The organism is Neorhizobium sp. NCHU2750 (genome assembly GCF_003597675.1).
Classification (GTDB): domain Bacteria; phylum Pseudomonadota; class Alphaproteobacteria; order Rhizobiales; family Rhizobiaceae; genus Neorhizobium.
In genome coordinates, this window is sequence record NZ_CP030830.1 from 277,199 (window position 1) to 293,594 (window position 16,396).

The window sequence follows — 16,396 nt, forward strand, 5'->3', positions numbered from 1 at the left end:
GCAGGCGGTTGGCGGTTTTCAAACCTAAGAGGCAAACAAGCCTCCGGCGCCGGCCAGAACATGCTGTGCCGGAGCCTGGGCGTGATAGAAGATCGGCCCCGTTCAGTCCGGGATCACGGCCGTTGCATCGATCTCGACCAGCCACTCGGGACGGGCAAGGGCTACGACGACGAGGCCGGTGCAGACCGGAAACACGCCTTTGATATATTCGCCCATCGTCCGATAGACCGCCTCGCGGTGGCGCACATCGGTGAGATAGACGACAAGCTTGGTCACGTGTTCCATCCTGCCTCCGGCCTCCTCGACCAGCTGGCGGATATTCTGCATGACCTTATGGGTCTGATCGACCGGATCGTGGCTGTCGATGTTCTTCGCCGTGTCGAGGTCCTGAGGGCACTGACCGCGCAGGAAGATGACGGTGCCGCGTGCGACGACGGCCTGGCAAAGGTCGTTATCGAGCTTCTGCTCGGGATAGGTTTCCTTGGTGTTGAATTTGCGGATGCGGGTATGCGCCATTGTAGTCTCCGTCGGATCAGGCAGGCAGTGGGACCGGGCTCGCCATCAGGCTGGCCATCGGTCGGGATAATCAGCCATGTGGTGAGTAGTTCAGATAGTTTTCCTGGATAAGGATATGATCGGCGATATGCTTTGCGTCATGCCACACGCCCCAGATAAAGCTCGAACCGCGGCCGGAAAGCCAGGGCAGGCCTAAGAAATATATGCCTTTTTCGGGAGAAACCCCGCGCTGGTGCTTCGGCCGGCCGGCCTCGTCGAAAGCATCGACCTTCAGCCAGCGATAGTCGGAGACGAAGCCCGTTGCCCAGATGATGGTCGTGACCCCGGCTTGGGCGAGATCAAGTTCGCCAAGCGGATTAGTGACGCAGTCGACCTCAGGGCCCAGAACGCGCGCTGCCGGCTCTTCGGGCAGGTCCAGTGCATTTCGCTCGATAAATGCATCGGCTTCGTCGAGGAGCGACAGGTAATTATCGTCACCCCGGTTGAGATTGCGGCCGAGATCGCCAGCGAAGGAAATCTTACCGTCGGCATAGCCGCCCGTCATGCCGACCAGAATCATGCCCTCCGCAGCCAGACGGCGGAAATCGATGGTCTTGCCGCCGTTTGCGCCGCTGACAGCAATCGTCACATGTTCCGTCCCGGGCGCTTGCGGTTGGGCATCCCACTTGCCGAGAACGCCCAGCCACCAGACGAAGTCACGGCCGCGATAGGAGCGTGGCGGGCGGTCGTGGGGGCCGACCGAGAGATAGACCTGTCGTCCGGAACGCATAATCTCCTCGGCAATCTGAACGCCCGAGGAGCCGGCGCCAACCACGAGTACGGCGCCCTCGGCGAGCTGCGCCGGATTGCGATATTCGCTGGAATGCATCTGGCGGATGCCGGAATCTGCGGCGACGATCGGCGGAATATTCGGCTTCTGGAAGGGGCCGGTCGCAGAAACCACGTTCTGCGCTTCGAACGTGCCCTCAGAGGTCTCAACCCGAAAGCCGGGGCGTCCTTCCAGCCGTTCGACGCTGGTCACGTCGACGCCACAGCGGATCGGCGCTCCATGCTTCTCTGCATAGTCGGCGAAATAGTCGGCAACCCCGTCCTTGCCAACAAAGGCATCCGGATTTCCGGGAAAGTCCATGCCGGGAAACCGGTCGTGCCAGGCAGGCCCATTGGCAACCAATGAGTCCCACCGCATCGAGCGCCACCGCTCAGCGATGCGACCACGTTCAAGAACGAGATGCTTAACGCCATTCTTGCTGAGATGCTCGCTCATCGCGACCCCGGCCTGACCGGCTCCAACCACGAGCGTGTGGATCTTTTCGACTGACATCCATTGGTCCTTCCTGTTTCGACAGAGCCCGAAAACATCGTCGAATGCTTGCCTCCGATTTAGCGAAGCGCCTGATGTCGGAAAATTATGATTTCCTGCAGCACTGATTAGGATCGCCGAAAGTAGCTTCGTTCCCACGAGTGGAAACAGCCGGCTCAAATTGACAGGTGACAAGTCCGGCAAGAACATCCTAGAAACTGCCCATGGCACCCCAGATGCGCTTCACACTTCGCCAGCTCGAATATTTCATCGCGACCGCGGAAGCTGGCTCGATCACACTTGCATCCGAGCGGATTCATGTCTCCCAGCCATCGATCTCCACCGCTATATCGCAGCTGGAAATCGAGCTGAACACGCAGCTCTTCCTACGCCGCCATGCGCAAGGTCTTTCCCTGACGCCAGCCGGCCAGAAGCTGCTGCTACAGGCAAAGACCGTGATGGAACAGGTGCAAAATCTGTATACGACAGCATCGGAGGCCACAGAGCAGGTTCGGGGAACCTTGTCCCTCGGTTGCCTTTTGACATTTGCCCCCATGCTGCTGCCTGAAGTCAGCCAGAGCTTTCACGCCGCATACCAGGCGGCCCATGTCCGGCCGACGGTCGCCGATCACAGCACGCTTCTTTCGAAGCTCGAGCGGGCCGAGTTGGATATTGCTCTTTCCTACGATTTGTCGGTTCCGGAGGACTTCGAGTTCACGCCGCTTGCGGAGCTGCCGCCCTATGTCCAGGTGGCTGAAACGGACCCGCTGGCTGCCCGTTCGGCTGTGACGCTCGCCGAACTGGCGGAGCGGGAATTCATTCTTCTCGATCTGCCGCTGTCACGCGACTATTTCCTTGCCCTGTTTGTCGCTGCTGGAGTGACGCCGAATATCGTCGCGCAGATCCAGCATCAGGAAGTCATCCGCACGATGGTCGGCAATCGCTATGGCTATACGCTTGCCAATGTCCGGCCCAAGAACAAGGCGGCACTGGACGGGCGGCGCCTCGTTTCGCTGCGGCTCGCAGGCGAGCACAGACCGATGCGCATCGGGCTCATCCGGGTCGGCCAGCAGGTGACGACCCGGCTTGTGCGCAGTTTCGAAGATCATTGCCGCCAGCTGATCTCGGACAATTATGTTCCGGGCATGGACGCACCGGTCCTCAATCTGCGTCGGACCTGACCGGGCAGCGGGCTCGTTTTTTGCTAAGCACCAGTTCCGAATATCCTACTTTGATATCTCACGGCCCGATGCGAATATTCCCGCATGGCCCTTGCGGGGCCGCGGATTGTGCCTCTGATGACCGCTGATCCCATGGAAATGATAACTGTTCCCGGAGATGACAGATCATGACTGAGACTGAAAACTGGCTCGGTCGATTGATTGCGCATCCCGCCGTGAGCGCCGACACCAATCTGCCCCTGATTGATGAAATAGAGACGCATCTCGTGGCGGCCGGCGCGATCTGCGAGCGCTTCCCCGACGCAACGGGAACCAAGGCGGCACTCCTGGCTCGGTTCGGGCCGGATGCGGCCGGCGGCCTGATGCTGTCCGGCCATGTCGATGTTGTGCCCGCAATGGGGCAGGCCTGGACGGTGCCGCCCTTCGAGGCAACATGGCTCGAAGGGCGCATCTATGGCCGCGGCTCGACCGACATGAAGGGCTTCGTTGCATCCGTCATGGCGCTTGTGGAAAGGCTGGAGCCAGAGACCCTGACGGCGCCGCTCTGGCTGGCGATCTCCTACGATGAGGAGATCGGCTGTGTTGGTGTGCGCCCGATGCTCGAGGAAATCGCCGATCGAGGCATTCGCCCTGATCTCATCGTGGTCGGCGAGCCGACCTCGATGCAGCTTGGCCTCGGCCACAAGGGGAAGATGGCTTTCAGTGTTGCTGCTACCGGCACGCCGCGACATTCATCCGAGGCGCCTCTCGTCGTAAATGCCTTGCATCTGGCAACGGATTTCGTCGTGGGCCTGCGCGGGCTGCAGGATGAGATCGAGGCGAAAGGTCCCCGTGAGGAGGGCTATTCGGTGCCTTATGCAACGGTGCATGTCGGAAAACTCGCCGGCGGAACGGCGGTCAATCTTGTTCCCGATCGGGCCGAACTGCTGATGGAGTGCCGCATCATGGCGGCAGACGACCCTCTCGCCCTCGTTGAACGAATTCGCAAGATCGCATCCGCTGCCGCGAGGCCCTACCAAGCGCGATTTGGCGAGGCCGACATCACGGTGGAGGATACCGGCAGTTATCCCGGCCTTGCCACGGAAGTAGATGATCCGGCGGTCGAAGCGTTCAGGGGATGCCTGCCCGAGGGAACGGCGGATTGTCGCGTCAGCTTCGGAACGGAAGGCGGACTTTTTGCGCAGTCGCTCGATGTGCCGGTCGTCATTTGTGGTCCGGGAAGCATGGAGCAGGGCCATCGGCCGGATGAGTTCATCGAACGGAGCCAGCTGATCGCTTGCGATCGGATGCTGCTGGAGGCCGTCCATCGCTTCTGCCGACAGGAGCCGTCGGCCGACCAGGATTTTTGAACAGCGCGTCGGGGTCGGCTTGATAAAAGCCAAATTAACTTCTCCGCCGGGAGTGATTGGTATTTGCCTAAAGAATGAGCTTTGCTGCAGGAGTCCCCTGTGACTGGCCTGTTTTGGAATCTTGATAAATGGGCAATCCGCTCAATTTCTGGTCGCCACCTTCTGCTTAGGTAGCGTCTAATCATAAGCCTCGAAATCCGTAATTTACCCGTGGACAGCCGGGAGGCTTACTGATCGAAAGGCGGGAAACGCAAGTTTTATCGGAGAAAGACAAGATGACAGACATGCCGGAAAACCTCGTCCCGTCCGGCGGTACGTCCAGCGCAATGCAAAAGCCGAAGCTCCATGCGCAGGGGCTGAGCAAATCCTACGGCGATAGCGTGGCGCTGCATCCGATAGAGCTGAAGATCCAGACAGGTGAATTGCTGACGCTGCTGGGGCCTTCCGGCTCTGGCAAGACGACGCTGCTGCAGATGATCTGCGGCCTGGTGGAGCCGACCGGTGGCCGGCTGGTGATTGATGGCAAGGATTTCACCAATTCCTCCGCCAACCAGCGCGACATCGGCGTCGTGTTCCAGAACTACGCGCTATTTCCACATCTGACGGTGATGGAAAACGTGCTATTCCCGCTGGAAATGCGCAGAGTAGGCGTGCCAGAGGCGAAGAAGAAGGCTGAGGCGGCCCTCGACATGGTGGGGCTCGCCCAATACGGCAAGCGCTTCCCGTCCGAACTTTCCGGCGGCCAGCAGCAGCGCGTGGCGCTGGCTCGATGCCTCGTTTACAGCCCCTCAATCATCCTGATGGATGAATCCCTGTCGGCGCTTGACCGCAAGCTCAGAGAAAGCATGCAGATCGAGATCAAGCGCATCCATCGCGAAACCGGAGCGACGATCGTGTTTGTCACACATGACCAGGAAGAGGCGCTGGCGCTGTCGAACCGCATCTGCCTGATGAACGGCGGGAGGATCGAGCAACTCGGTTCACCGGAAGACATTTACGAGCGTCCGCGGACCGCTTTCGTCGCCGAGTTTATCGGCATCACCAACCTGTTGCGCGGCAAGCTCGGTTCAGGCGGCTTCGAGATTAAGGGCGCCACCGTTCCGCTACCCTGTGATGTCGCCGCGAAGTCTGGCGACCGGGGTGCGTTGGCGATCAGGCCGGAGAAGATGACGCTTGCGGAAGCAGGCGCGGGGTTCATCTCTGGCGTAGTCACCGAGACCATCTATGCCGGTTCGGAAACGCGCGTTCTCGTGGCACTCGGCGACGGTACGCCAGTAACGATCCGCCGCCCAGCTGGATTGACGCCCATCCGCATCGGCAGCCGTATCGACCTGTCATGGAGCGCCGACGACGCACGCTATTTGACGAACTGATGGTAGTCCTGGTGAGACCGTCGCCCCGATCATCCAACCCGAGGCTTAAGCAAAAAGGGGAACTTGCATGCCGATCATGAAAACTCGACTTACACGCCGCTCTGTTCTGAAAGCCGCGGGTGGAACCGCCGTCGCACTGGCGGAACCTGCTATTTACACCAAGGGCGCCTTTGCGGCGGATCAGATAACGGTTGCTGATGTCGGCGGATCGCCAGGCGCAGCGATCAAGTCCGCCTTTTACGAGCCATTTGAAAATGAAACCGGTATTAAGGTGGTCGGCGTGGCGCAAAATACCGACCCAGTTTCACAATTCAAGCTGTTGGTCGATACGCAATCTTATATCTGGGATGTCTCAATGGTGACGCCGGCCGCTACTGCGCGCCTTACAAGCGACAAGAACTATCTCGCACCTCTTGGGATCACCAAGGAAGAAAGTACCAATATCCTTCCCGGTATGCTGACCGAAAATTGGCTTGGCTTTTCGGTCTTCGCTATAGTAATGGCCTATCGCGGCGACAAGTTCGGTGGAAAGGAACTGACGAGCTGGGCCGATTTCTGGGACGTCAAGAAATTCCCGGGCCGACGTGGTCTCTACAAGCAGGCCTGGGGCCTCTTGGAAATCGCATTGCTGGCAGATGGCATGAAGCCGGCCGACATTTATCCAATCGACGTAGAACGTGCCTTTGCCTCACTCGAAAGAATCCGGCCCGAAATCGCTGTATGGTGGTCGAGCGGCGCGCAGAATACACAGATGCTGCAGAGCGGCGAGGTTGACCTGTCGGACACCTGGTCTGCGCGTGCGAATGCGGCGATCGCCGGCGGCGCGCCGCTTAAGCTGGTGTTTCAAGGCTCATATAGCGTCGATGGCTGGTCCATACCTGTCGGTACACCGCGTCTTGCTCTCGCGCAAAAGTTCATCAAATTCTGCCTTCAGCCGGAAAACCAAGCAAATTACGCTAAAATCACGACCAATGGCCCCTCGAACACCAAAGCGTTCGATTTCATTCCCAAAGAGCGTGCAGCGCTCCTGCCGACTGCACCTGAAAACTTCGGCAATCTGTTCGCGTTGAACAGCGAATGGTGGGGCAAGAATTACGACGCTATGGCCGAACGCATGGAAGAATTTCTACTCCAGTAGTCGTTCAGAGACGGTTTCGCTTTTGGCAGACGTGGCACGATCGCGGCGTTTGCCCAATGCAAAGGCCCGATTTGGAATGCATCAAGCATCACGACTTCTGCCCGAAGAGACAAAATGCGGTCTGTTCTCTATGGCCGGTTGGGTCACGAAATTGATTTACGACGAAAATCGAGAGCAGGTCTGTGGCAGCAAGCAAATTCAATCGCAGACGAGAAAGTTAAAAAATATGGCGGATGTTGCGACAACCGGGCCGGGTGAAATAGCACTTCGAAAGCGGCGGTCGTTGGACGTGTTCTGGTTTGCGGGACCAGGCATCGTCTTTCTCGTCGGTCTGTTCCTGATCCCTACGCTGCAGATGCTTTCGGTCAGCTTCTATGCGAAGACGGGTAACTTTGACCTTTCGGCATTTGGGCGCCTGTTCGTCTCCACCGTTTATTTGAGGGTCATGGCGACAACTTTCCTGGTCGCGATCGAAGTCACAATCCTATGCCTGCTGCTTGGCTATCCGCTGGCATATTGGCTCTCCAGCCGCAAACCTCGAACACAGCGCATATCGCTCACCTTTATCCTCATCCCATTTTGGACGAGCCCTATCGTTCTGAACTTCTCCTGGTTGGTGCTTCTCGGTCGCTCTGGACTAGTGTCGAAGGTTGCCTATGTCTTTGGCTACAATGATGGAGTCGATCTGCTTTTTAATCGCGGTATGGTGATCTTTGCGATGGTCCATACCATGACGCCGCTTACGATCGTCACTCTACTGCCGATCATGAACAAGATTGATCCGCGACTGGCAATGGCCGCGAGAACCCTTGGGGCCAGCGGACCGCAGGCGTTCTGGCAGATTTATCTTCCACTCTCCATGCGAGGCGTTGCAACGGCCTGCCTGCTAACTTTCATCTCGTCCCTCGGCTTCTTCATAACTCCCGCTATCGTCGGAGGCCGTCAGGACACGATGATAACGCAGATCATCATCCAGCAGATCAACCAGCTCCAGAATTGGCAGATGGGCAGCGCACTTGCCGTCGTCCTTGTGCTCGGTTCGCTCATTGCCATCTTCATTTATGATCGCCTGTTCGGACTTTCGGCGATCTCCGGGGGAGAGGCACACAACAAGGCTGACAGCTGCAAGCGACTGATCGCGGTTCTATCAACGCGCTGTTTGGGAAGCTTCTTCGCGGCGATAGGGAGTGTTTATGAAAGAACGTTCAAAGGACTTCGGGGACACAGGCTCCTGTCGGTTTATTGCTGGTTGATCATTTGTCTGCTTCTCTTCCCTATAGTCGCGTTCATACCAATGGCCTTCACGACCAGCGACTTCATGAGCTTTCCGCCTCCCGGCTATGGCTTCAAATGGTTCAACGAATACGGCAATTCGACACTTTGGGTGTCAGCCACGATACGATCGGTGGGGATAGGTGTCGCGTCTGCGTCACTGACGCTAGTCATCGGAGCCTTCGCCGCCTTCGCAATCGCCCGATCTGCAAACAAACTGGTGGGGATTACATTTCTTCTATTCGTGATGCCAATGATCGTTCCTCCTATCGTCATTGCTATCGCTATGTTCTACCTGTTCGCCAAGCTGCAATTGGTTGCGACGGATATTTCGATCATCGTGGGCCATACGGTGATCTCATTGCCGACCGTCTTTGTGTTTCTGCTAGCGACGTTCAAAGCGCATGATTGGCGGCTTGATCAAGTGGCGTCGACACTTGGCGCCTCGCGAATCCAAACCGCTCTGCGCATAACCCTTCCACTCATGAGGGGTGGGCTGGCAGTCGGCTTCATTACGGGCTTTCTGCACTCTTTCCAGGAGCTCACCGTGGCGATGTTCCTTGGTGGGGGACTGAAGACCACTCTGCCGCTACAGATGTGGAACAACATCGTCCTGCAGGTCACACCAACCCTTGCTGCGGCCTCCGTTGTGGTGCTCGGAGTTACAATCCTAATGTTCGTGGCTATCGAATTGCTCCAGCCAAGGCGTAGCGGAGAAGGATCTCGATAAGATTGAAGCGGTGCGCGACCACAGCATCGATTGGTTGATCGTCGCTTGGCGGGCAATGCCGTAAACCGAAGACCCCATTGGTAAGCCTGAGCCGGTGTTGAAGCGCTGTTTCATATTAGGCGATCACTAGGCAATAAGCCGAAACATCATCACTTACTCCGCTCTCGCCGAGCGACCACCCATCATTTGACATCCGGAGAACAATAGCGTCCGGCATTGAGAGAGCGCAAAAAATGAGTAAAAAGCAGATCCGTCTAAGCTGCCTTTTTCAGGCTAACGGTAATCACAGAGCAGGTTGGCGCCTGCCGGAAGCAGAGCCTGATGGCGACACAAATATCGATGTTTATATCCGCGCAGCAAAGCGCCTCGAAGAAGGTCTCTTCGACCTGTTCTTCATCGCTGACACACCGGCCACCCGCACCGAGTATCTCGATACCTGGACGAAGTCGCCGATCTATCAGAATGGGCTTGAGCCGATTACGGTTTTGACCGCCGTAGCGGTGAATACACAGCATATCGGCCTTGGCGGGACGGTCTCAACGAGCTTTTTCGAACCCTTCAACATTGCGCGGCAATTTGCGGCCCTCGACCACATCTCGAAGGGACGTGCAGCCTGGAATGTCGTCACGTCAGCAAACGACTACGCGGCGCGTAATTTCGGCCTGGAAAGGCTGCCACCCCATGGCGAACGCTATGAGAAGGCCAAGGAATGCGTCGAGCTGGTGAAATCCTATTGGGACACTTGGGAAGACGACGCCTTCGTTTTTGACAAGGCGAACGCCATGCAGTTCGACCCAAAAAAATACCATGTGGTCGACCATCAGGGGAAGTTCTTCAAGGTCTATGGCGGCCTTAATGTGGCCCGCTCCCCTCAGGGACACCCGGTGATCATCCAGGCAGGTGCCTCCGATGCCGGCAAGGAACTGGCGGCGGAAACGGCCGAGATAGTCTTCGGTACCGGTTCCAGTATGGAATCGGCCAAGGCCTTCTATGGGGATCTCAAGGGACGGATGGAGAAATTCGGTCGCGATACGAACCAGCTCAACATCCTGTCCGGCTTTGATGCCGTCATCGGCGATACCGAAAAGGATGCGGAAGACAAATTCCAGTATCTGCAATCGCTGGTGCCGCCGGAACTGGCCGTGCTCTATCTGAGCATGGACCTGGAAACCAACCTTCTCGATCTTCCTCTCGACGAGCCGGTACCGCTTGACAGGATCCCGAAGACTTCCAACAACCATACCGTCTATTTCAACCAGATTTCGGAACTGATCCATTCGGGCAAAACATTACGCGATATCGGCACGACCTACCGACGTGGCAACCGCGTCATGCGTGGGACAGCCGAACAGGTCGCCGACTTCATGGAAAACTGGGTCGAAGCGGGATGCAGTGACGGGTTCATGATACCAATCGGCTATTATCCCGGCAATCTCGACGACTATATCGATAAGGTGATCCCGATCCTACAGGAGCGTGGTTCCTACAAGACGGAGTATACGGCAACGACGCTTCGCGAAAACCTAGGATTGGTCCGCCCGAAAAACCGCCACGTCCGCAGCTGATCTCACTCAGGCAGCCAACGTGCTGTAGATTCTGCCGCAAACTTTAGCTGGCCGGCGCATATGGGCGTATGCGGCCGCGTTGCATGGAACAGCGGGTGGCGGCGTCGCTCTTCCTGGACCGCAAAATTCACGCGGGGATCCCGCTTTCAATCGGCAGGAGGTGCCGCCTCACACTCGCCAAGACACTTCTGGCCGAGGGGAGAAGCTGAGCCATGGCATCGATGAAACTTGAAGCCGTGAAAAATGCAGCAGCCACGTAAGCCTACGGTGAGGACCGCAGATCAGGCCGCTTGAGCGTTGACGGTCGGCGGTATCCAATTCCACGGAAGCAACTGCTCCAGCTTGGTAATCGGCGTGTCCGCGATGCGGGCAAGAACGTCGGCAAGCCACGCCTGCGGATCGATGTCGTTGAGCTTTACCGTCATGATGAGCGTGGCCATGAAGGCTGCGCGATCTGCACCGCGGTCTGATCCGGCGAAGAGCCACGATTTTCTGCCGAGTGCGCGCTCCGGCAGATCTCGCCAAGACGAACCAGTCCTGAAACGCCATAGCATGCCGTTGATCACACGGCGGTCATCGACACGTTCAACTCCACGGGTATTGTTCGGCAGAAGTGGTGCGATGATGTCCCATTCTTCGTCGCTCAATTCGTGACGGTGCATGGCAATCTCCTTTCACGGAGAGTGAATCACATACCGTAAATAAGATGAACCCCTTTTATGGGGACGCGCCTAGTTGGGACATTCGGTTGAGAACACGAATGCCGATGTAGGCCTCGGTCTTCTGATTGCCGAGGCTACGGGCTTGCAGCTTGGGCCCGCTGACGGTCTTTCATCGGCCCATCTGGGTTTCTATCCGGCAGTGTTGATTGTAACCCGTCGAAGTTTGCCACGCCAACCGAGATTGCTTTGCAATCTCGGCAATATGGCAATCACGAACAGTTGGGTGCGTGGCATCGTCAGGACGCGTAACCGCGTTCCTTGGTGGTGGGATGACGATATGCGCATGCTCGCCAAAGTGGTCGGTTTTGATGAGATCGAACTGCATGCCGCGAACGGCTGTCTGGCAGATGCCTGCCTTCACAACGGGACCAACCGGCACACCGATTCCTACGGTGGTTCGATCATCGACCGGATGCGTTTCCCGCTGGAACATACTGAGGTGCTCTGATCCCTAAACACTGGAGGGACGATGGGTCTCAGGTCACGGGGCCAATACCTTCGAGGATTTGGCGCATAAGTACCATCAAATTTAATGGTTCCGTAAATCTCTTATATAAGAGTGCGTGCTGGCTGCTCTTGGGAGAGGTATGCGCAATGATCGCGCGAATATGTGGCCATCCTCCTTATTTCCATCATCGCCGTTCCGTCGCAGCCCGTCCGCCACGCACCTGCGAGGCGTGTCTTATTGGGTTGAATCTTAAATAGAGCTGGGGTCAGAATGAATATCCTGAAGAATTCGAAAATCAGGACAAAGATTGTTGCTGTCATTGCCTTGATGGGCATGATCGCCATCGGTGGTCTTGCTTACGTGAGTGTCCAGTTCAAAAGCGCGGATACCCGTTATTCGAACTTCCTGTCCCAGGAAAGCATGGCGGCCATGTTGAATGCGCGGGCAACGGGCGGTTTGTTGCAGCTTGGTTTCCAGCTCGGCCAGATCGTCATCAAGGATCCGGCATCCCCAGATTTCGCCGCCTCGCTCAAGATCTACAAAGATAACCTCGCCCTGATGAAGGACCGTATCGCGACGACGGGCCGGCTTGTTGCCGCCCGCGCGAAGCCGGCCGAAGAAATGCTCAAGGCTGTCGATGGTTTCGATGCGCTCGGCCAGACTGTCATCGCACTCGCCAAGGCCGGGCAGCGTGATGAAGCGGCCAAGGCGGCGCTCCGCGCCGGCAACGCGCTGACCGCAATCCTGCCGCTCTTCGCCGGCGCCAACGACCAGCTGATCACGGTGCTCGATTCCGGAACGTCTGAGCTGCGGGCCAAGACCAACAGTTCCATCCTCGTCGGCCTGGTGATGCTCGGCTTCGCCCTGATCGGCACGATCGTCCTCGGCCTGTTCGTTTCGTCGCGCGGCATCACCGGGCCGATCAACCGGCTGAGGGAGCATATGGTGACGCTGGCCTCTGGCGATACCGGCAGGGAGGTTCCCGGTCTGCTGCGCCAGGATGAGGTCGGACAGATGGCTGCCGCCGTCGCGGTTTTCCGGGACAACGCGCTTGAGCGTGTCCGTCTTGAGAAGGAAGCCGATGAGGGCCGGTCTCTGTCGGTGCGCGAGGCGCAGGCACGCGAAAATGCGAAGGCCAGGGATGCCGCCGACACCAAGGTGGCAGTTCATGCTCTCGCCCATGGTCTCTCGCGCCTTTCCGACGGGGATGTCTCCTATCGCATCAATGAACCATTCGTCGCGCATCTGGATGGTTTGCGGGAAAGTTTCAATGCCTCGCTCGAAAAGCTGAACGACGCGCTTAGCGCGGTAGCAGGCAATGCGAGCGTAATCAATTCCGGAGCCTCCGAGATCCGCAGTGCGGCGGATGATCTTGCTCGTCGAACCGAACAGCAAGCGGCTTCGCTGGAAGAAACAGCGGCGGCACTCGAGCAGATCACTACGACGGTAAAGGATTCCACCAAGCGTGCGGAAGAGGCGAGTGTTCTCGTCGAGCGCACCCGTTCCGGTGCCGAGCGATCCGGCGGTATCGTCCGCAATGCGGTGTCGGCCATGAACGAGATCGCAAAATCGTCCGGGGAGATCAGCAACATTATCGGCGTGATTGATGATATCGCCTTTCAGACGAACCTGCTGGCCCTGAATGCCGGCGTCGAGGCCGCTCGAGCTGGCGAGGCCGGCAAGGGATTTGCCGTCGTTGCTCAGGAAGTGCGCGAGCTCGCACAGCGCTCCGCGACGGCTGCCAAGGAGATTAAGCTGCTGATCAACACCTCTGAGAGCCAGGTCCGGACCGGTGTGGAGCTTGTCGGAGAAACCGGAGAGGCTCTTGGCCAGATCGAGCGCGAGGTGACCGACATCACCAGGAACGTGCAGGCGATCGTGGAGGCGGCGCGCGAGCAGTCTGTTGGCATTCACGAAATTAATACGGCCATCAACTCCATGGATCAGAGTACCCAAAAGAACGCGGCCATGGTCGAGGAGACTAATGCCGCAAGCCACAGCCTGGCGAAGGAAGCCACCTCGTTGAATGCCCTTCTGTCTCAGTTCCATCTTTCCGAAAGCGCCAGGAAAGCGTCAAAGCGGCCCGTGGCAGCCGCCACGAGCGATGTGCGCGCGGTCGCGTCGCCGGCAAGGGCTTTGAATAGCCGTGTTGCGCAGAGCTTCGGAAATGTCGCCGCCGCAGAAAAGCACTGGGAGAATTTCTGAACATCGCCTAAGGCGTCGGAGCGGGCTTTCGCAAAAGTGTAGTGTTCCAAGCGGAAATGAGGATCGGCGTAAATATTCGCCGCGCATTTCCTCTCAGCTTGGATGCCGCATCATCATTGTTGATGAGCGAGATATATACGCAGAATGCCTTGGCCGCCTAAAATCCAAACCTCGTCACGTTCGAAAGGAGTTCGCGATCATCCAATTTCAATGATCGCGAACTCCGATGGTCTTCGGCGTAGGCAGCGTCCTCGCGCTTCGGAAAACGTGATGGTGTGCTTCCCGCCTCAGCGCCTTATCATGCGAATCAGCAGATCGGCTGATCCGGATAAAGTGGGCACGAGGCTGGCGGCGGGTTACTTGGGGAACACGATGGTCCTACAAGCCAATCCGCTTGCCTCATGATCAACGCGCCAAAGCGTTCGCATGTGGTCTGGCTGGACCCGTCGGTTGTCGATCCCGCGGGCAATGCCATAGAAATACGGCCCGGACTTGCCAAAATGCTGACCAAGGAATGGCAGCGACTGCGCCTTCAGATCCGCCCCTGTCTCTATGTCGAGCCGATGCATCTTTTCGGCGGTGGCCGGACCGACGCCATGGAATTTCTTACCGGCGAGCTGCTCGACAAAGGACGGCCTGTTCTTTGGTGTGATCACCGCCTCGCCGTTCGGCTTGTTGAGGTCGGATAACGAGACTTTCGACTGGTCTATCCACGGCCCTTGCCTGGCCCTTAGTAACGCTATTGCCGTTTGCTTCATCCGCTATTCACGGCGGACGAAATTGGGACGAGCGGGGAGCTCCTGATGAGCAGGACTCGCGCTTAGCGCCGACACGCTTCAATCTGTGATGACGAAAATCTTCCGCACGGTCAAGATCGTCTTCCAGACGCCGGAGAAACCCGGCTTCATCACGAAACTATCGCCGGCCTTGTAGACAACCGGCTTCTCTCCATCTTCGGAGAGTTCCAGCATGCCCTTAAGGATGTGGCAATATTCGTAATTCTGCCCCTTCGCGATGGTGAAGGCACCAGGCGTCGCCTCCCATATACCGGTGCGGATGGCACCATTTCTGTCGTCGTCCTGACGCCAGACTTTGAATTCCGGATTGCCGGAAACGACTTTCTGCGGCTCGGGGATAACCAGTTTCGGCGCATCTTCCGGCGCTTCGAGAATGGTCTTCAGGAGTGTCATGGAATGTCCTTTTGTGAAGCGAGAGGAAGCTGGCCGAGACAATGGTTTGACGAAAGAATGGGTCAGACCCATCGATGCGCGGTATGAGCACGACCTTCGGCGAAACGCGAAAGCGCAAAGGGTGACGCATCCACGTCGGGCGTTTCGCCGGCAATCATGCTGGCGACGAGCCAGCCGGCGCCCGGCCCGAGCGCAAAACCATGACCGCTGAACCCGGTCGCTATGTGAATGCCGGGGTGTCCCGCAACATCACTGATGATCGGCACCATGTCCGGAGTGGCATCGATCAGCCCGCCCCATTTTTCCGCAACCCCGATATTGGCCATCACGGGGTATGCCTTGCGGAAAGCCTCCATACCGGCATCGACAAGCTTGTCGTCCGGCGCTGGATCGTAGATACGGCTGCGATCATTCTCGAAGGGGGATCGCTGGTCGTTGCGCCAGCGCTGCCAGGCGAAAGGCCCGTCGAAGAACGACCGCCCGATCGATAGCGACACCTCCCCCTTGCGGCGGAGGAAGAGCGGAAAGAATTCCCGCCATTGAAGAAGGCCCAGCGGCGACAATTCTACGCGACCGCGACCGCGCAAGCCGATCGTGTAGCCGCCATCCATTCGACGCCGATAGGAAAATAGCGGGCTGCCGACGCCACCGGGATGGACTTCGGCCGAAGCCTCCGTACGGAAGGCCGTCGCATAGACACCCGATTGCGGGATGGCGATACCCTGGTGGCGCAGCAGCATCGACGACCATGCTCCTCCCGCAACCAGAATCTGGCTGGTGCGAATGGAGCCCTTTTCGGTGATGACATGGGAAACCTTGCCAGCCTTGGTTTCCCAGCCGCGCACGGCGCAGTTCTGGATGATGAGGGCTCCCTTGCGCTGAGCGGCACGGGCAATCGCCGGCGCCGCCACCGCGGGCTCGGCCCATCCGTCGACGGGAGATTCGATGGCCGCGATCCACTTTTCCGAGGTAAGCGGCAGCCGCTCCTTCACTTGCGCGGCAGACAGGATGGAGCCGGGCATACCGTAATGCGCGGTATCATCCATCCATTTCTTCCAGTGGCCGACCTCTTCTTCGCTGACTGAGACCACCATCATGCCCGTCTGGCGAAAGCCGGAGGTCTCTCCGATCCGCTCATCCATGCCGCGCCAGAGCGCCATGCTTTTCAGCGCCAGAGGAACTTCGGGCAACGAGCGCAATTGCTCGCGGCACCACCCCCAGTTACGACTGGACTGCTCCCCGGCAATCCGGCCTTTCTCGATCAACGCGACCGACAGGCCGCGCTCGGCAAGAAAGAGTGCTGCCGCGCTACCGATGATGCCACCACCGACGATGACGACATCCACCGCCTCCGGCAGGGCAAGATCCGAGTTTACCGCTTCAACGCGAGGTGACATTCGATGTCCT

General features: G+C 58.1%; 13 protein-coding genes and 1 pseudogene. 8 read left to right on the top strand and 6 right to left on the bottom strand.

The genetic code is table 11. The features are described 5' to 3' along the window. Positions 1–102: 102 nt before the first annotated feature. Together NCHU2750_RS27515 and NCHU2750_RS27520 are read right to left on the bottom strand one after the other, a co-directional pair. Entirely contained in the window at positions 103–516 is a 414-nt protein-coding gene (locus NCHU2750_RS27515) for a RidA family protein (protein WP_119944986.1), read from the bottom strand. Positions 517–586: 70 nt separating this feature from the next. Beyond that, on the bottom strand, positions 587–1,837 hold the full coding sequence (locus NCHU2750_RS27520) for a flavin-containing monooxygenase (protein ID WP_119944987.1): 1,251 nt from the start codon (positions 1,835–1,837) through the stop codon (positions 587–589). A gap of 215 nt (positions 1,838–2,052) precedes the next feature. On the opposite strand from NCHU2750_RS27520, the gene NCHU2750_RS27525 reads away from it, so the two are divergent. The 6 genes from NCHU2750_RS27525 to NCHU2750_RS27550 all read left to right on the top strand — a co-directional run bounded on the left by NCHU2750_RS27525 (position 2,053) and on the right by NCHU2750_RS27550 (position 10,424). Beyond that, positions 2,053–2,997: a LysR family transcriptional regulator gene (locus tag NCHU2750_RS27525; protein WP_119945085.1), complete on the top strand. Its 945-nt coding sequence runs from the start codon at positions 2,053–2,055 to the stop codon at positions 2,995–2,997. Between the two features lie 167 nt (positions 2,998–3,164). Further along, complete coding sequence (argE, locus tag NCHU2750_RS27530) at positions 3,165–4,346, top strand: acetylornithine deacetylase (protein WP_119944988.1); 1,182 nt, start codon at positions 3,165–3,167, stop codon at positions 4,344–4,346. 275 nt (positions 4,347–4,621) lie between these two features. Further along, entirely contained in the window at positions 4,622–5,719 is a 1,098-nt protein-coding gene (locus NCHU2750_RS27535; protein WP_349509039.1) for an ABC transporter ATP-binding protein, read from the top strand. A gap of 67 nt (positions 5,720–5,786) precedes the next feature. Continuing rightward, positions 5,787–6,857, top strand: coding sequence for an ABC transporter substrate-binding protein (locus tag NCHU2750_RS27540; protein ID WP_245480528.1), 1,071 nt, complete (start codon positions 5,787–5,789; stop codon positions 6,855–6,857). Between the two features lie 31 nt (positions 6,858–6,888). After that, entirely contained in the window at positions 6,889–8,859 is a 1,971-nt protein-coding gene (locus NCHU2750_RS27545; RefSeq protein WP_245480557.1) for an ABC transporter permease subunit, read from the top strand. A gap of 233 nt (positions 8,860–9,092) precedes the next feature. Further along, on the top strand, positions 9,093–10,424 hold the full coding sequence (locus tag NCHU2750_RS27550) for an LLM class flavin-dependent oxidoreductase (RefSeq protein ID WP_119944989.1): 1,332 nt from the start codon (positions 9,093–9,095) through the stop codon (positions 10,422–10,424). A gap of 281 nt (positions 10,425–10,705) precedes the next feature. Here NCHU2750_RS27550 and NCHU2750_RS31330 read toward each other — a convergent pair whose 3' ends face one another. Continuing rightward, complete coding sequence (locus NCHU2750_RS31330) at positions 10,706–11,086, bottom strand: transposase (RefSeq protein ID WP_162939832.1); 381 nt, start codon at positions 11,084–11,086, stop codon at positions 10,706–10,708. A gap of 73 nt (positions 11,087–11,159) precedes the next feature. Here NCHU2750_RS31330 and NCHU2750_RS31015 point away from each other — a divergent pair, with 73 nt between their 5' ends. Together NCHU2750_RS31015 and NCHU2750_RS27570 are read left to right on the top strand one after the other, a co-directional pair. Then, positions 11,160–11,594, top strand: coding sequence for an oxidoreductase (locus NCHU2750_RS31015; protein ID WP_245480529.1), 435 nt, complete (start codon positions 11,160–11,162; stop codon positions 11,592–11,594). A 270-nt stretch (positions 11,595–11,864) separates the two neighbouring features. Continuing rightward, a complete protein-coding gene (locus tag NCHU2750_RS27570; RefSeq protein ID WP_162939833.1) occupies positions 11,865–13,799 on the top strand; it encodes a methyl-accepting chemotaxis protein in 1,935 nt (644 codons plus the stop codon). Between the two features lie 422 nt (positions 13,800–14,221). Here the strand turns inward: NCHU2750_RS27570 and NCHU2750_RS27575 are convergent. The 3 genes and pseudogenes from NCHU2750_RS27575 to NCHU2750_RS27585 form a co-directional block, all read right to left on the bottom strand. Further along, positions 14,222–14,485: pseudogene (locus NCHU2750_RS27575) on the bottom strand (DNA polymerase thumb domain-containing protein); the annotation flags it as partial. Positions 14,486–14,635: 150 nt separating this feature from the next. After that, positions 14,636–14,989 (bottom strand): cupin domain-containing protein, encoded by a 354-nt coding sequence (locus NCHU2750_RS27580; RefSeq protein WP_119944991.1) that lies wholly within the window; start codon positions 14,987–14,989, stop codon positions 14,636–14,638. Between the two features lie 62 nt (positions 14,990–15,051). After that, the gene (locus NCHU2750_RS27585; protein WP_119944992.1) at positions 15,052–16,386 is read right to left on the bottom strand and encodes an NAD(P)/FAD-dependent oxidoreductase; all 1,335 of its coding nucleotides are present in this window, start codon (positions 16,384–16,386) and stop codon (positions 15,052–15,054) included. Positions 16,387–16,396: the final 10 nt, after the last annotated feature.